This window comes from Streptomyces sp. NPDC051109, assembly GCF_044455885.1.
In the GTDB taxonomy this organism is placed as follows: Bacteria; Actinomycetota; Actinomycetes; order Streptomycetales; family Streptomycetaceae; genus Streptomyces.
Genome location: NZ_JBITFF010000048.1, coordinates 1 through 16,053, shown reverse-complemented (window position 1 = coordinate 16,053; position 16,053 = coordinate 1). Strand labels below are relative to the sequence as shown.

Here is a 16,053-nt window from a genome sequence, read left to right as displayed (position 1 = left end):
GCTTAGAACCCCACTGCCGAACCTCCCGGTGCGCGCGCCCGCAGCCGACGCCTTCACCGAGGTACTGCTCACTGACTTCACTGCTGGGTACTGCCAACTGCACTCAATGCGGGTACTGCCACTGCATCAACTGCGGTACTGCTCACGGCAGCCCCTGATCACTGCGGGCCACCCGGTCCGGTCACCAGCCCCGTCGCCGTCCTGCAACCAACCTGGCTTCGAAACTCCGTCACCGCACCGTCCTGCGCACTGCAACTACGGGTACCGCGGTCTGACTGCCCGGCAGTTCGTCTCTGCCGGGCCCTTCGATCTCTTCGGGCTACGAGAGAAACCATAGCGAGCCCACAGCCCAATGTCTACTCCGGCCAACATAGATTTCCGAGGATTCGAAGATGAGGTAATCGGCCTCGAACAGCGACGCCGAAGGGCGCAGGGGCGACCAACGCCGGCTTGGCCCGCCACAGGCCAGGGCTCGGAACGGACGACCGGGCATTGGCGATACACCGGAGTGAACCTGATGGACACGCTGAGCCTCGACATCGCGGCCGCCCGCTCCACCGCCTCCATCGCCGACGCCCGCGCCATCCTCGACCGCCTCGTACGCCCAATCGGAGCCGAGGCCGCCGGCACGGTGGTCCTGGTCGCCTTCGAACTCGTCACGAACGCTCTGCGCCATGCCGGCGGCACCTGCACCCTGGACCTGACCGCCCACCCCACCCGGGCGGCATCGAGGTCGCCGTTCACGACCCCAGCCCGCAGGCGCACCGCGCATGCGGCACCCCCGGACCTGAACGGCGGCACCGGGGACTTCAGCCGGCCCATGGTCAACCGCCTCGCCTGCACCACCCAGGTCATCGACGCCCCCTGCGGGGGCAAGACCGTACGCGCCTTCCTGGCCTGGTAGCCCCCGCCGTGGCGGCGTCTTTGCGGGTGGACGACCGCCGCGGCTGGTGGCCGCACCGGCGCCCTTTCCCCCCGGGTGCCGCGTGCCGGCCGCCGCCTCCAAAACCACAGCACTGCGAGCCGCCTCGGGCCCCAGCTGGCACACGCCTGCCGGTGACCGGGTCCGGCCCGGGACGGGCGCCGATCGTTGGAGGTGAGCAGGTTCCTTCTGCTGGTGGGCCTGTTCCCGTGTTCGGAGGGGAGGACATGACGGTGGCCTGCACCCTGGGGGTGCAGGCCACCGTCATGTGTTGTGGTCCGGCCGTGCCGGTGCCGTCGGGCTACCAGCGGTACCAGCGGCCGCTGCTGCCCTTGGGACGGGCGACGAAGCCGATCAGCCACAGGACCAGAACCGCGATGGCGATCCACCAGAGGATCTTCACCGCGAAACCGGCGCCGAAGAGAATCAGGATGAGCAGGAGAACAAGAAGCAGGGGAACCATAGTTATCAACCTCCGAAGCGCCGTGTGCCCGGGCTCCTGCCGGTCATGCGTGCGATCTTTATGTGTTTCTTAACCAGCAGGGCGGGCAGGAGAATGCGGCGCCGGGAAGGCGGCCGGCGCGCCGCGTTCGCGTCGCCCCGCCGTCCCGCCCGGTTCCTGACCAGGGCGGGGTCACACTTGTCCGCGCCACTGGCCTGTGGCGGTGCCGCGGTCCTCGATGAAGTGCTTGAACCGCTGGAGGTCGCCCTTGACCTGGCGGTCGATGAAGCCGAGCTTGTCGCCGATGTTCTCCGCCAAGCCGTCGGGGTCGAAGTCCATCATCAGCGTGACCTGCGTATGGGACGGATCGATCGGCTCGAAGGTGACCAGGCCGGACTGATCGCTCTCCCCACCCACGGTCACCCAGGCGACCTTGGTGTCGGGGATCTGCTCGGTGATCTCCGCGTCGAACTCCCGCTGCACCCCTCCGATCTTCGTCACCCAGTGCGTGAGCGTCTCCGTGCGCTGATCGATCCGTTCCACCCCGTCCATGAACTGCGGGAACGACTCGAACTGCGTCCACTGGTCGTACGCGGTGCGCACCGGAACGTTGACCTCGATCGACTCCTTGACCTGCGACACGACCGGTCTCCTCGCTGTGGGGGAAGAAGCGGGAGCCGGAGGTCTCAGGTCCGTCCGGCTCCTGCAGAGGCACACGATCCCTGCCCCCCGGCCGGGCGTGTCCCCCGCCCGCCGGGCGGTGAAGCCCCGAACGAGCCCACTTACCGGACCAGACAGCCCCCAGCACTCGCGGCACCCGAAAGGCAGGAGAGCCTCGGCGAGCGTCTGCCGGACGAGTCCCCCGCCCGTCGGTGCGGGGCACCGGCGACCAAACCCGGCAGTCGGTCGACCTTTCGAGGACGTGACCGGCGAGCCGTGCGGACCAACCGCCGGGTGACCCTCCCGGCCGTCTGCCGTGGTCCGGGTATGCGATGAGACCCTGGACCTGCTGGACGTACTCCTCGACTCCGTGAGCGAGCCGAGCCGCGCCTGAACTGATCAGCACCGATGAGGCACGCGCGGAGAGCGTGCTCCTGGGCCTGCTCGACGATGCCGACCAGCCCGAGGACATGCGCAGGGCCTCAGCCGATGTGCGCTTCCGCCTCGACTCACGCCTCGCTTGACCCCGCGCGGCAGCCACCGCCCGCGCACGGCTCGGGCAGACCGGCCACGGCGACACGGGTGCGGCGGTCTCCGCTGGGCTGCAGCCTACGCAGGTGGCCTCGCTCGTCGTGCCGATCCTCCTCTGCTCACCAGCCGCGCGTACGGTGGGCTCGCCAAGCTGCTGGAGGCGCTCCGGGCCCACGACGCGCGGTTCGTGGATCCCCTCGCCGAGCAGCAGGCGCCGAGCCGCTACAAAGCCCGCCGGCGAGGATGACAGCCGAAAGAGTGTCTATGGGACCGGCAGCGGCGTCAGCCCGCGTCCACGAACAGGGTGCGGTCGGTCCTCCATCTGCACCCGCTCGATCCACAGCGCGATCCCCGGAAACAGGACCTCCGAAAGCTCACACGACCCCATAGAAAAGTTGTGCCGCGACGAAACGATCCGCCATACCGGCCCCTACGCGGGTGGTCCGTAGGGTCGCTCAATGCCGTGAGTCTCCAACGCGCTCCCGTAGCGGGCCAGCAGTTCGGCGAAGTTGGCCAGGAGGATGGTGGCAGCTTCGTGGGCGTCATCGACGTCTCCCCGGGCGGGGGCCTCCACGATCTCCGCAACGTCGCCGCGGAGGATCGACAGCGAGTCACCCTGAAGAGCACCCCCGGGAAGCGACGTGGGGCAGACGGACAACCGCATCGTTGCCCGGATCTGTGAACAGCTCAGCCTCAACGAGTTCCATCGGGCTATCCACCAGCACACGCCCTACCGCACCGAGCCGTAGTCATCACGGAAGCGCGGTCACAGCCAAAACTCGAGATTGGCATCAGGGTGGCGGGTGGCGGCGCAGGCGAATTCGTCGAGCGGACGAACAACAGGCGCAAGCACCCCAGTGTGATTGCCACCCCGGTATGACAGGTCCGAGTGAACGACCTTTGTATCGGGCAGCCCGCCCACCCCTTGGCCGTGGGCCGTGGGCCGGGGCGGTCATCGTCCTCGGCTGTTTGGGGGAAGTACGAGCCACCCTGCCCTCCTCCCAACCAGCGCGGGCATCCATTGCTGAAAGGAAAGAGAGACACGATGCCGCTCTATCTATCAAGGTTCAGCTACACGCCGGAGACGTGGGCGAGGCTGATCGGCCACCCCGAGGACCGCACAAAGGCCGCTCAGACGTACATCGAGTCCGTCGGGGGGAAGCTCCACGGCTTCTGGTACGCCTTCGGCACGCACGACGGCTATAACCTCTGGGAAGCTCCGGACAACGTGTCCATGGCCTCGGTTGCGCTGGCGATCGCGAGCGGTGGCGCGCTTAGTTCGTTCGAGACGACCGTTCTCCTGAGCGTCGATGAAACGCTCGATGCCCTGCGCGGAGCTGGACAAGTCCAATATCGGGCTCCTGGCGAGTAACGGCCCGGCGAGCCGGCCTGCAGCCTCAGGTGGCCCGTGCCTGATCGACACCATTCGCAACACGGCGGATCTGAACCACCGCCCGAGCGGCTCACGACTTCAATCTCCATCCGTCCGCTCATGGGGCCATGACGGCGTCGACGGGGGCACGACACCGGCTGCCTGGGCTGGGGCGCAGACCGCTCTTTCAGGCGTAGCCGTCACGGAAATCCGGTCAGAACCAAATCCACATAGCCCCATCAGTGATGGCTGCAGGGTCCGGACGTTCCCTTCAGCGGGCGGCTGCGCCCGAGTTCAGCAGCGGCCTGCGGCCGGTCCGGCTGATGTACGGAGATCCTCGCCCGCGGCCAAGGGGGTCCAGCTCCCGGCTGGCGGGCACGTCAAGACGACCCCCACGATCATGCCGTGGACCGCAGCGACGCGGACTGCGACAGCAGAAACCGCGGCCCCGGATCGCTGGGCCCGTTCGGCGCCGGCCCGGTGCAAGGCAGCCGTCTCGGTGCGGCGAACTCGCGACGACTCGTTCTGCTCATGAGCATGTTGAGAATGGGCACCGATTCGACGTCGGTCGGGAGGCACACTCAGCAAGGAAGCGCGTCGCGATGTTCACGGCAACGGACAGCGCCGGGCCTTTCTCCCCGCTCGGCCGGCCCGGCCGGCCGTTTCATCGTCGACCACGCCCCCTTCCGGGTGCTGGTCTGGCCGAAGACGGCACCGGGCACAACGACCATCCCGTCTCCGCCAACCCTCTCTCCGCACCACCCCTGGTACCGCGACCCCGAAGCTCGCGGAGCGGTGCAACGGGGTGCCGCCCGCGCGCCGGGACGGTCCGGTGCGCGGCCGGTGAGCCGGTGCAGTCCCGGGTCAGGCCCTGGCCGTTCCGGTTCCCGCGATCACCTCCGGGCGCAGCAGGGCGGTGAGCCTCTCGGCCGGGAGCAGGCCCCGCTCCAGGACGAGCTCGGCCACGCCCCGGCCGGTGGCGAGGGCCTCTTTGGCGATGTCGGTGGCGGCGGTGTACCCGATGTGCGGGTTCAGGGCGGTGACCAGGCCGATGGAGTTCTCGACCGTGGCGCGCAGGGTCTCGGTGTTGGCGGTGATGCCGGACACGCAGCGCTCGGCGAGGGTGAGGCAGGCCGCTCGGAGGTGGGTGATGGACTTCGACAGCGAGTGCAGGATGATCGGCTCGAAGGCGTTGAGCTGGAGCTGTCCGGCCTCGGCGGCCATGGTGATGGTGACGTCGTTGCCGATCACCTCGAAGGCGACCTGGTTGACGACCTCCGGGATCACCGGGTTGACCTTGCCGGGCATGATGCTCGAACCCGCCTGCACAGGGGGCAGGTTGATCTCGCCGAGGCCGGCGCGCGGTCCGGAGGACAGCAGGCGCAGGTCGTTGCAAGTCTTGGACAGCTTGACGGCGACGCGCTTGAGGACGCCCGACATCTGGACGAACGCGCCGCAGTCCTGGGTGGCTTCGACGAGGTCGGCTGCAGTGACCAGGGGCAGCCCGGTGATGTCGGCGAGGTGGCGGCGGGCCGACTCGGCGTATCCGGCGGGCGCGTTGAGGCCGGTGCCGATCGCGGTGGCGCCGAGGTTGATCTCGTGGATGAGCCCGAGGGCCTCAGCGAGCCGGCTGCGGTCCTCGTCGAGCATGACGGCGAATGCGGAGAACTCCTGCCCGAGCGTCATCGGCACGGCGTCCTGCAGCTGGGTGCGGCCCATTTTCAGCACGTCACGGAAGTCGGCGGCCTTGCGGGCGAACGCCTCCTGCAGGACGGCCATGGCGTCGAGCAGGCCGTGCACCGCAAAGACGGTCGCGATCCGCACGGCGGTCGGGTAGACGTCGTTGGTGGACTGGCCGAGGTTGACGTCCTCGTTGGGGTGCAGGTGCCGATATGCGCCCTTGGCGTGTCCCAGCAGTTCCAGAGCCCGGTTGGCGATGACTTCGTTGGCGTTCATGTTGGTGGAGGTGCCGGCGCCGCCCTGGATGACGTCGACGACGAACTGGTCGTGGAGCTTGCCGTCGCGGATCTCCTGGCAGGCGGCGACGATGGCGGCGGCCTTCGCGGGCTCCAGCAGGCCGAGTTCCTCGTTGGCGAGGGCGGCGGCCTTCTTGACGGCGGCGAGGGCGTCGATGAGGTGCGGATAGGCGGAGATGGGCGTGCCGGTGACGGGGAAGTTCTCGGTGGCGCGCAGGGTGTGGACGCCCCAGTAGGCGTCGGCGGGGACGTCGCGGTCCCCGAGCAGGTCGTGTTCGCTGCGGGTGGCTGCGGTCATGGGGGTCATGGGTGTGCGGACCTCTTCCTGAGGCGGTGGGGCAGGGTGGTGGAAGGGGGATGGAGTGAGGCGGTGGGGCAGGAGGTGGGCGGGTCCAGCACCGCCACCGGTCGGATGCCGCCGACGGGCTGGCCGCCGACGGGCTGGCCGCCGACGGGCGTCGGCGCGACCACGGACCGGCCGAGCAGCCGCGGCTCGACTCGCGCCCGAGCGAGGGCGGCTGCCGTCACGGGGATGCGCGCCGGGTCCGCCCCGTCGGCGATCTTCTGCGTCGGCCCGGCCGTCGGGCAGCGCGGTCTGGAACGGGTGGGCCGGGTCGAGAGGGGTCTCCAGGGGCGGACCTGCCAGCCGGCACGGGGTACGGCAACGCGGCGTGCTTGCCGGAAACAGTGCCGGGCGATCCGGGAAGGCCCGCGCCCTTGGGGCACCAGGCCTCCCGGGGGGCCGGTCCGGCGTCCGTCTCAGTCCTCGCTCGGGGCTGCGGCGCGCGCCACCCGACCGCGGACCGCGTACCAGCCGGCGACCAGCGCCGCGGCGATCAGCGGCACGCACAGCACGGTGGTGCGCGCGGCCCCGCCGTCGGCGTACATGAGGACCAGGACGGAGGCGAGGAAGGCCAACGTCACGACTTCGGTCCACGGGGAGCCGGGCAGGCGGTAGGAGGGGCGGGTCAGTTCGCCGGCACGGGTCTTCCGCCAGAAGAGGAGGTGGCAGAGCATGATCATGCCCCAGGTGGCGAGGATGCCGATGGCGGCGAGGTTGAGCACGATCTCGAACGCGTCTGCCGGGACCACGAAGTTGAGCCCGACACCGATGACGCACATGCCGCTGGTGAGCAGGATGCCGCCGTAGGGCACCTGGGTGCGGCTGAGGCGGGCGGTGAAGCGCGGGGCGGAGCCGTTGACGGCCATCGAGCGCAGGATGCGGCCGGTGGAGTAGAGGCCGGAGTTGAGCGAGGACATGGCCGCAGTGAGGACGACCAGGTTCATCACGTCGCCGGCCGCTGGGACGCTGATGTGGGAGAGCACGGTCACGAACGGGCTCTGGCCGGCGCTGTAGCTGCTCCACGGCATCAGCATCGACAGCAGGACGACCGAGCCGACGTAGAAGAGGCCCACGCGCCACATGATCGAGTTGATCGCCTTCGGCATGATCTTCTCGGGGTTCTCGGTCTCACCGGCCGTGACTCCGACCAGTTCGACGGAGGCGTAGGCGAAGACGACGCCCTGGACGATCAGCAGCATGGGCAGCAGACCGTTGGGGAAGATGCCGCCGTTGTCGGTGATCAGGGCCGGTCCGGGGACGGCGCCGTCGACGGGGTGCCGGGTCGTCAGGAGGAAGATCCCGATGCCCATGAAGACCACCAGCGCGCTGACCTTGACGATGGCGAACCAGAACTCCAGTTCGCCGAAGATCCGCACCGAGATGAGGTTCACGGTGAGGACCACGGCCAAGGCTATGAGCGCGATCACCCACTGCGGGATGTCGGAGAACAGGTGCCAGTAATGGGTGTAGGTGGCGACGGCGGTGATGTCGGCGATGCCGGTGGTCGCCCAGTTGAGGAAGTACATCCAGCCGGCGGTGTACGCGCCCTTCTCACCGAGGAACTCCCGGGCGTACGAGACGAAGGCGCCGGAGGACGGCCGGTACAGGACGAGCTCGCCGAGCGCACGCACGACGAGGAAGGCGAAGACGCCGCAGACGGCGTAGGCGACGAACAGTGAGGGCCCGGCGTCGGCGAGGCGTCCGCCCGCGCCGAGGAAGAGCCCGGTGCCGATCGCACCCCCGATGGCGATCATGTTGACGTGGCGGGGTTTGAGGGACTTGCTGTAGCCGGCGTCGCCGGCGTCGACGTGATGGGTCGTGGGGCGCTTCTCGTCTTTGAGGAACTGCTCGCTCACGCCTCGGGTATGCCTTCCGTGGGAGGGGCCGTGCGCTGGGGGCGCACGATGTCGGTGAGGGTCGTCTCCACCCGCAGGAGGTGGTGGGACATGGCCTCCACCGCGTCATGCTCGGAACCGTCGACCAGTGCTTCGAGGATGGCCCGGTGCTCGCAGTTGGACTGCTCGCGTCGGCCGCCCAGTTCGTTGAGGAAGGTCGACTGACGCGCCAGTGCGTCGCGGATCTCCTCGATGACGCGGCGGAAGACGGGGTTGCGGGAGGCCTCGGCCACCGCCAGGTGGAAGACGGTGTCCATCGCCACCCACGCGGTGGTGTCGGTCTCGTGCTCCATCCGGTCGAGCAGATGGCCCAGATGGTCCAGGTCCTCCGGGGTGCGGCGCAGTGCGGCGTACCCGGCGACCGGGATCTCGACGTGCCGGCGCACTTCCAGCAGGTCGCTCGCGGCGTAGTCGCCGAAGGTGGGGTCCTCGACCGCGTTCGCCAGGACGAACGTGCCCTTGCCGGTCTTGGAGACGGTCAGGCCCATGGCCTGGAGGGCTCGGAGCGCCTCGCGCAGCACGGGCCGGCTGACCTCCAGGGTCCGGCACAACTCGGCTTCGGAGGGGAGTTTGTCGCCTACGGAGTACTCACCGCGCTCGATGGCGCTGCGCAGGTGGCCGAAGACCGCTTCCATCGCGCTGACGCGCCGCGGGACCTGGCCACCTGTCTGGCTGTCTGACAGGTTCACGCTGTGATCCTGATGGGTGCACGCAAGGGTGTCAAGACACCTGTGTCGGGAAAGTCCGCCTCGGTGAACTTCGCACCGTGCGCACTTTCCGTCCGGCCGCCCAAGCCGCCGGATCGTGCCTGCGGCGGAACCCGCAGCAGCCGCCAGGCATGCACCGGCGGTGCATCGACACCCGTCTCCGGGCGCCACTGAACGCCCACGGCAAAGCGGCGCCGGGTGCTCTCGACCGCTTCGACGATGCCGTCAGCCGCACGGGCGGCCACCGTGAACCGGCTCCAAGGCGATCCACCGCCTGATGACGGTGCGTCGCGACCTCCCGGATCCCCGGGAGGAGGGCGCCGGATGGGGGTTCCCGGCACGGTGGTGACGGCGTGGGCACAGAAGTGGCCCCCGTACGGGTCGTGGCCGTGGTGGCCCACACTGTCGGGCGGGTGCGGGATGCGGGTTTCGCGCGCACGCACGCTCATCAGCTGCATTCCCCGGCACGCCCCGAGTACGGGTATGCCGCGGAGTGCCGCGCGTCCGGCGGGAGCAGAACGGCGCGGCCGCCCGCCGCCTGAAGACAGCCGGTGTGGGCCGCGGGCAGCACTGCGGCGGGCAGGTCCCACTCGCCCCCTGGGCGTCGGCCGGGTGGGTGGTGGGTCCGATGAGCGGTGGCTGGGGCATACCACTTCCTTCCAGGACATGAGAGGTGATCGTCGACCGCCGACTCCGCGCCCGCCCCGCCGGACGTCCCCGGCCACGGCGGGCTGCGGCGGAAGGCGAACGGGGCGCCGGCGGAGGGCACCCCGGCGGCACGGGGAGCGGCCGTCACGGCCCGGGAGCGCGGGCTTGCGTTTTTCTTGCCGCGAGCAAGAATCCTGCTGGCGTTCATCCGCAATCACAAGAAACCACATCTTCGCGACAGATAAGTGAGCCTTAACTCCGTGCACGGACTCGACCCCCGCCTGCTCGCCACCCTCGAAGCCGTCGTGCGGCACGGCTCGTTCAACGCCGCCGCACGCGAGCTCGGCTACAGCGCGCCCGCGGTCTCCCAGCAGATCGCCGAACTCGAACGCCGCGCGGGCCTCAGGGTGCTGGAGCGCCGGCCCGTGCGCGCAACTCCGGCCGGCGAGGTCCTTCTCGACGCCGAGCAGGGCGTACGCAGTGCGCTGGCGACGGCAGTGGTGGAACTCGACGCCATGCGCGCGGGTACGGCCGGACGGATCCGTCTCGCTGCCTTCGCCTCTGCCACCACCGGCATCGTTCCGCAAGCACTGGCCCAACTCCACGCGGCTTACCCCCACGTGCAGGTCAGCCTCTCCCAGCTGGAGCCCGAGGCCGGCTACAACCGGCTGAAGCGGGGCGACATGGACCTGGCCCTCAGCTACGACTACGACTTCATCCCGGTCTCGCCACCCCGGATGCTGCGCCGCACGCTGCTCGCACGGGATCCGGTGGTGGCCGTGGTCCCGGCACACCACCGTCTGGCCGACAGGGAGGTCATCGACCTGGCCAGCCTCGCGTCCGAGACCTGGATCGCGGCTCCGGAGGCCGCGCTGCGTCTGGAACTGCTCTCCCAGATGGCCAAGACGCCGGGTTTCCAGGCCCGCCTGCAGTACGAGGGCGACGATTTCAACACCGTGCTCGGCTTCGTGGCGGCAGGCCTGTGCGTGGCCGTCATGCCGCAACTCGCCCTGCCCCGAGCCGACACCCGGGTCGTGGCCCGTCCCCTGGCCGAGCCGCAGTTGACGCGCTTCATCTACGCCGTCCGCATCGACACCCGGCACACCCCGCGCGCCGTCCTGGACCTGGAGCAGATGCTCGCCGCGCAGGCGCTGGCCGCGCTCTCATGAGGCCAGCAGGGCAACCTGGGGTGGAGGCAGCGAGAACCCGCGTGAAACGCGCCAAGTTGACGGCGGCCGCACGCGCGTAGACCGGGCCGTGACGCCAGGGCTCCCGGCATGTCCGACTATCGAACACAGTGGCTGAAAGTTAAACCATTGTGTCGCGGGCCGCCTACGTTTGCGGCGGTTGACGTTCCAGCGAGAGGACACCCCTCATGACCGCCGCCGACAGCGCGCCGAGAACGGCCCGCGTCCTCACCGGCTACCGCCCCGAGGACGGCTTCATGGCCGTAGAGCTGGACCCGCCTCCGGCCGAGTACGTATGGCACGACGAGCACGCCGAGCAGCAGGAGCAGCGCTACGGGCCGGGAGTGGGATACCAGCAGTGGCTGGCCGTGGACGTGCGCGCCGGCGCCGTCTGGTTCGGCGACGTCGACTGGCGGGCCTCGCGTGAAGACCTCGGCGGCCGGCTCCCCGGCCTCCCCCGCAGGGCGCTCGGCGACGGGGCCATCCCGGCACCCGGAGTCGTGGTGCAGCTGCTCGGCCACTTGACCCATGACGAACAGCGGGGCTGCTCCTGGCACTTCTTCACCGCCGAGGAGTTGCACGCGCTCGCGCTGCGCACGCTGCCCGCCGTGCAGAGGCTCGTGGACTCCGTCCACCGGATCGGGCCCGAGGGCGCGCTGGAGTGGTCGGCCGAGGCCGCCACCGCCTGGGACGACATCGAGCTGGCCACGACTCAGACCTACGATCCCTCCGGCGAGCTCCTGTGGCCCGTGCCGCGCACGACACCGACCCCGTCCTGGCGTGTCGAGGTCGGCGCGTTCCTCGCCATGAACCCCGACCTGTGCGACCCCTCCTGGGGTCTGGCGACGGACGCGGAACTCGATGACTACGCCGACTACCGTCCCGAGAGCGGCTACGGCGGTGTACCGGGACGGATGTGCGGCGCCACCGACCAGCAGATCGAGGACGGCTTCACCTTCTACGGCCACCGTGCCGCCCTGTACGCCTACCGCGCCGAGGTGTGCGGCGACCGAACGCCGACAGACGCCCGCGCCTGGCTGGAGACGACAGAGGCCGGTCGGGGCGTCTGGGAGGCGGCCAAGCCTCTCGGAGCAACCCTCGCCGACGTTCCGGACTGCGTACTGGCGGCTCTGGCAGAAGAGTTCCAGAACGCCGCGCACGGGGAAGGTCTGGTCCTGACGGGTCTGAACGCCCATCTGCGTCGGTTGCGCACCGAGGAGCGCTCGGCCGTTGACCGACAACTCGTCTGCGAAGCCGGAGAGGTCGAACGCCTGGAGAGGATGCTCAAGGACTTCCGCGCCGCACGGAACCGCACCGTGACGCGGATCCTGGCCTGGTCCGACGGGCGTAGCGACGGGGAAATCGCCCGGCTGGCGTCCATCCCCGACGCCTACGTCAGCGACTGGCGGGCCCGCCTGACCGACGAACGGACGACGACTACGCCCGCAAGCTGAAGCACTGCACGGCGAAGACGGTGCACCCTCTTCGCAGCCGCACGCAGGCGCCCGGTCGAGCCACGGCCGATACGCGGACCGGACGCTGCCCGGCGTCCGACCGGTGGCGACGGGAGCGTGCAGCGGCGGTCACCCTCCGGGGGGTGACGATGACCCACGACCTCTCCCCCACCTTCCCACCCGGCGCCACCCCGGCTCCCAGGAACGCACTCGCCGAGGTCCGAACCATTTCCGGACCAGCCTTGCCCTGCCGAAAATCAGGCCGCGACGAGCTCCTGCTCACGGTCCGGCGTCGTGACCTTGAGCTTCTTGTTCGGCAGTGAGAGCCGGAAGACCTTGTGCCACGCGGAGTACACCTGCTTGGGCAGCGGCCCGGTGACGTACTCCAGCTCGTACTTCTCGAACAAGGCGCGCACCATCACCGCGACCTCGGCGTACCGGTTGCTCGGCAGGTCCGGGAACAGGTGGTGCTCGATCTGGTGCGACAGGTTGCCGGTCATGAAGTGCATGGCCTTGCTGCCGCTGATGTTCGCCGAGCCCATCATCTGGCGCAGGTACCACTGGCCGCGCGTCTCGCCCTTGATCGACCGGCGCTCGAAGACCTGCACGCCCTCGGGGAAGTGCCCGCACATGATCACCGAGTGGGACCAGATGTTGCGGACCAGGTTCGCGGTGAACGTGGCGGCGAGCGTGGTGAGGAACGAGGGGCCCGAAAGGAGCGGGTGGATCACGTAGTCCTTGAGCACCTGCTTGCGGATCTTGCGGCCCACGGCCCTGGCCCGCGCGCGGAACTCCGGGTTCTTGCGGCGGCGCTTGCTCAGGTTCCTGCCGAGTTCCAGGTCGTAGGCGGCGATGCCGTACTCGAAGAAGCAGGCGTTGATGAAGTTCCACAGCGGCTGGCCGAGGTGGAACGGGTGCCACTTCTGGTCCTCGTCGACGCGCATGATGCCGTAGCCGAGGTCGTTGTCCTTGCCGATCACGTTGGTGTACGTGTGGTGCAGCTCGTTGTGCGAGTGCTTCCACTGCTCGGCCGGCGAGACGTGATCCCAGTCCCAGGTGGTGGAGTGGATCTTCGGGTCCCGCATCCAGTCCCACTGGCCGTGCAGGACGTTGTGGCCGATCTCCATGTTCTCCATGATCTTCGCCACGGACAGGCCGGCGGTACCGATCAGCCACGCGGGCGGGAAGATCGAGAACAGCAGGACGCCCCTGCTGACCAGCTCAAGTGTGCGCTGCGCCGAGATGACCTTCCGGATGTAGGCGGCGTCCTTCTCGCCACGGCTGGCGATCACCTCGTCGCGGATCGCGTCCAGCTCGCGGCCGAGCTCCTCGATCTGCTCCGCGGTCAGGTGGGCGGTGGGGTCGATGGCGGTCAAGGTGCTCCTACCGTTCGATGTCGCAGGGGCCCGCCGCGGCGGACACGCAGGTCTGGATGAGGACGCCCGGCCCGGCCTCGGTGATCTCGCCGGTGCGCAGGTCGCGGACGGCGCCCGACGTGAGCGGCGTGACGCAGCCGAAGCAGATGCCCATGCGGCACCCGGACGGCATGAGCACGCCGGCCTCCTCGCCGACGTCCAGCAACGGCGTGGCGCCGTCCGCGTCGACGGTCTTGTCGGTGATGCCGAACGTGACCTCGCCACCCTCGCCGGTGACGACGACGCCGGGACGGAAGCGTTCGGTGTGCAGGCGCTCTGGAACGCCGTGCTCGGTCCAGTGGTCCTCGGCGGCGTCGAGCAGGCCCGCGGGCCCGCACGCCCAGGTCTGGCGCTCGGCCCAGTCGGGGACGAGTTCGCCCAGCCGGGCGATGTCGAGCATGCCGTCCGTGTCGGTGTGCAGCTCGGTGAGCCGCAGCTTCTTGTCCGCCACCAGGTCGTGCAGTTCGCTGCGGAAGATCACGTCGTGCGGCTGCGGTGCGGAGTGGACCATGACGACGTCGTCGAACTCGTTGTCGCGCAGCATGCCCATCACCGGCGTGATACCGCTGCCGGCCGTCAGGTAGAGCACCTTGGCGGGCTTGGCCTCCGGCAGCACGAAGTCACCGGTCGCCTGGTCGAGCTGGATCAGCGTGCCCGGCTGCGCCCTGCGGACCAGGTGGTTGCTGACCTTGCCGTCCGGGATCGCCTTCACCGTGATCGTGATCCGGCCGTCCCGGCGGTTCGTCGGCGAGGTGACCGAGTAGGCACGCCACAGGCGCACCCCGTCGACGTCGACCCCGATCCGCACGTACTGACCGGCTGTGTGGCCGCGCCAGCCCCGTCCCGGCCTGATCACGATGGTCGCGGCGTCACCCGTCTCGGGGTGCACGGCCTCGATGCGCCCCCGCAGGTCGCCGCCCGCACGCAGCGGGCTGACCAGGTCGAGGTAGTCCGACGGCAGCAGCGGCGTCGTGACCATCTCCAGCAGTTTCCACGCCCTACTGCGGAGGGCTGAACTCGTCATGACCCCAGCTTGATGTGCCTCAGGGGGTAAAGTCCTGTCCGCAGGACGTGAATCTGATCGGTTGAATTGTTCGCAAGGAACAAAAACGTGAGTCATGCAGTCCGGAGGGCCAGCGAACTGGTCCTGGATGAGACGACGGTCACCGCGCTTCGGGCCGCGCTGAGGACCACCGCCGACGAGGTCGTCCAGGCGATCATCGACGAGGTCCCGCCCTACGCCAACGCCCTTTCGGGCCGCATGGGCGCCACCATCCGCCGAGCCGTCCGCACCGCCCTGGGCCTCTACCTCGACCTCGCGAGCGGGAACGCCACGGGCGGCGACGCCGGCGCCGCGGCCTACGAGCTGGGCCGCGGCGAGGTCCGCGACGGCCGTTCGATGGACGCCCTGCTCAGCGCCTACCGGGTCGGCGCCCGCGTGGCCTGGCGAGGCCTGGCCGCAGGTGCCGTACCCGCAGGTCTGCCCGCCGCCCAGGTCGCCAAGTTCGCCGAGCTGACCTTCGCCTACATCGACGAGCTCTCCGCCGCGAGCGCCGCGGGCCACGCCGACGAACTGGCCGCGCGGGGCCGGGCCCACGAGCGCCACCTCGAACAACTGGCCCGCGACCTCCTCTCCGGCGCGAGCCCGGACGCGCTCCTTGCCGCTGCCGGGCGGGCCGGGTGGCAGCCGCCGGTTTCGCTGACCGCAGTCCTGCTGCCCGCCGCCCAGGCCCGGCCGGCCTACCGCGCGCTCGACCCGGGCACCCTCGTCCTCGACGATCTGCCGGACGCCTCCGGCGTGCTGCTCGTCCCCGATGCCGACCGAGCACATCTCCTGAGGCAGCTGCCCGACCGCACCGCCGTGGTCGGCCCGGCCCGGCCGTGGACGTGTGCGTCCGCCTCGTACGCACGAGCCGTACGCGCGCGCTCCCTCTCCTGCGACATCCGCGACACCGAGGACCACCTGCCCGAGCTGGTACTGAGCGCCGACGCGGACGCGTACGCCGACCTGCGTGCGCGAGCCCTCGCGCCGCTTGGGATCCTGCCGGCCGCGACGGCGCGGCGGCTGGAGGAGACGCTGCGGGCGTGGCTGCTGCACCAGGGCAGGCGGGACGAGGTGGCGGCGGCGTTGTTCGTCCATCCCCAGACCGTCCGGTACCGGATGTCGCAGCTGCGGGAGCTGTTTCCGGATCTCGGGTCGCCGCACCGGGTTCTCGAACTGACGCTGGCGGTCGGTCTCCGGGCGGACTGACCTGTTCGACGTGTTCTTCGACCGGCCACGACCGCATCCTCGGACGGTCCAGGAACCGTGCCTCGCCCCCTGCGCGATCAGCCGGCTCGTGCGGCCCGGGGAGGAGCCCTATGAGCCGGCCAAGACAGAGAGTTGCGGAGCACCACGCTTCCACCCGGCCTAGGTGTATTGCCCAGTGAGGTTGGGGACGCGGCTGGCGGGTGGTTTGCCTGCGAGCGCGGTGTGTCCGCGGTGGTGATTGTAGGTGTGC

The 16,053-nt window shown here is 69.8% G+C and carries 13 protein-coding genes and 1 pseudogene; 5 read left to right on the top strand and 9 right to left on the bottom strand.

The features are described from left to right. Positions 1 to 517: 517 nt before the first annotated feature. The gene (locus ACIBAD_RS36960; RefSeq protein WP_398911399.1) at positions 518 to 904 is read left to right on the top strand and encodes an ATP-binding protein; all 387 of its coding nucleotides are present in this window, start codon (positions 518 to 520) and stop codon (positions 902 to 904) included. Between the two features lie 319 nt (positions 905 to 1,223). Here ACIBAD_RS36960 and ACIBAD_RS36955 read toward each other — a convergent pair whose 3' ends face one another. The 3 genes and pseudogenes from ACIBAD_RS36955 to ACIBAD_RS36945 form a co-directional block, all read right to left on the bottom strand. Further along, positions 1,224 to 1,385, bottom strand: coding sequence for a hydrophobic protein (locus ACIBAD_RS36955; protein ID WP_134067084.1), 162 nt, complete (start codon positions 1,383 to 1,385; stop codon positions 1,224 to 1,226). Between the two features lie 171 nt (positions 1,386 to 1,556). Then, a complete protein-coding gene (locus ACIBAD_RS36950) occupies positions 1,557 to 2,006 on the bottom strand; it encodes an SRPBCC family protein (protein ID WP_134067086.1) in 450 nt (149 codons plus the stop codon). Between the two features lie 979 nt (positions 2,007 to 2,985). Then, positions 2,986 to 3,262, bottom strand: a pseudogene (locus tag ACIBAD_RS36945) (DUF6959 family protein). Between the two features lie 338 nt (positions 3,263 to 3,600). Here ACIBAD_RS36945 and ACIBAD_RS36940 point away from each other — a divergent pair. Then, the gene (locus tag ACIBAD_RS36940; protein WP_398911396.1) at positions 3,601 to 3,927 is read left to right on the top strand and encodes a GYD domain-containing protein; all 327 of its coding nucleotides are present in this window, start codon (positions 3,601 to 3,603) and stop codon (positions 3,925 to 3,927) included. Positions 3,928 to 4,791: 864 nt separating this feature from the next. Here ACIBAD_RS36940 and aspA read toward each other — a convergent pair. From aspA to ACIBAD_RS36920, 4 genes are all read right to left on the bottom strand, one after another. Beyond that, positions 4,792 to 6,201: an aspartate ammonia-lyase gene (aspA, locus tag ACIBAD_RS36935; RefSeq protein ID WP_398911395.1), complete on the bottom strand. Its 1,410-nt coding sequence runs from the start codon at positions 6,199 to 6,201 to the stop codon at positions 4,792 to 4,794. 461 nt (positions 6,202 to 6,662) lie between these two features. After that, complete coding sequence (locus ACIBAD_RS36930; RefSeq protein WP_398911393.1) at positions 6,663 to 8,102, bottom strand: amino acid permease; 1,440 nt, start codon at positions 8,100 to 8,102, stop codon at positions 6,663 to 6,665. Continuing rightward, complete coding sequence (locus ACIBAD_RS36925; protein ID WP_398911400.1) at positions 8,099 to 8,776, bottom strand: FadR/GntR family transcriptional regulator; 678 nt, start codon at positions 8,774 to 8,776, stop codon at positions 8,099 to 8,101. The genes ACIBAD_RS36930 and ACIBAD_RS36925 overlap by 4 nt, the downstream gene beginning before the upstream one ends. Positions 8,777 to 8,826: 50 nt before the next feature. Continuing rightward, the gene (locus ACIBAD_RS36920) at positions 8,827 to 9,297 is read right to left on the bottom strand and encodes a gamma-glutamyl-gamma-aminobutyrate hydrolase family protein (protein WP_398911391.1); all 471 of its coding nucleotides are present in this window, start codon (positions 9,295 to 9,297) and stop codon (positions 8,827 to 8,829) included. A gap of 459 nt (positions 9,298 to 9,756) precedes the next feature. On the opposite strand from ACIBAD_RS36920, the gene ACIBAD_RS36915 reads away from it, so the two are divergent. Together ACIBAD_RS36915 and ACIBAD_RS36910 are read left to right on the top strand one after the other, a co-directional pair. After that, positions 9,757 to 10,665, top strand: coding sequence for a LysR family transcriptional regulator (locus tag ACIBAD_RS36915; protein WP_398911389.1), 909 nt, complete (start codon positions 9,757 to 9,759; stop codon positions 10,663 to 10,665). 206 nt (positions 10,666 to 10,871) lie between these two features. Further along, a complete protein-coding gene (locus ACIBAD_RS36910) occupies positions 10,872 to 12,137 on the top strand; it encodes a hypothetical protein (protein ID WP_398911387.1) in 1,266 nt (421 codons plus the stop codon). Between the two features lie 257 nt (positions 12,138 to 12,394). Here the strand turns inward: ACIBAD_RS36910 and ACIBAD_RS36905 are convergent, their stop codons facing one another. Next, on the bottom strand, positions 12,395 to 13,513 hold the full coding sequence (locus tag ACIBAD_RS36905) for a fatty acid desaturase family protein (protein WP_398911385.1): 1,119 nt from the start codon (positions 13,511 to 13,513) through the stop codon (positions 12,395 to 12,397). A gap of 7 nt (positions 13,514 to 13,520) precedes the next feature. Next, a complete protein-coding gene (locus tag ACIBAD_RS36900; protein WP_398911383.1) occupies positions 13,521 to 14,576 on the bottom strand; it encodes a ferredoxin reductase in 1,056 nt (351 codons plus the stop codon). An 87-nt stretch (positions 14,577 to 14,663) separates the two neighbouring features. On the opposite strand from ACIBAD_RS36900, the gene ACIBAD_RS36895 reads away from it, so the two are divergent. Continuing rightward, complete coding sequence (locus tag ACIBAD_RS36895) at positions 14,664 to 15,803, top strand: helix-turn-helix domain-containing protein (RefSeq protein ID WP_398911381.1); 1,140 nt, start codon at positions 14,664 to 14,666, stop codon at positions 15,801 to 15,803. Positions 15,804 to 16,053: the final 250 nt, after the last annotated feature.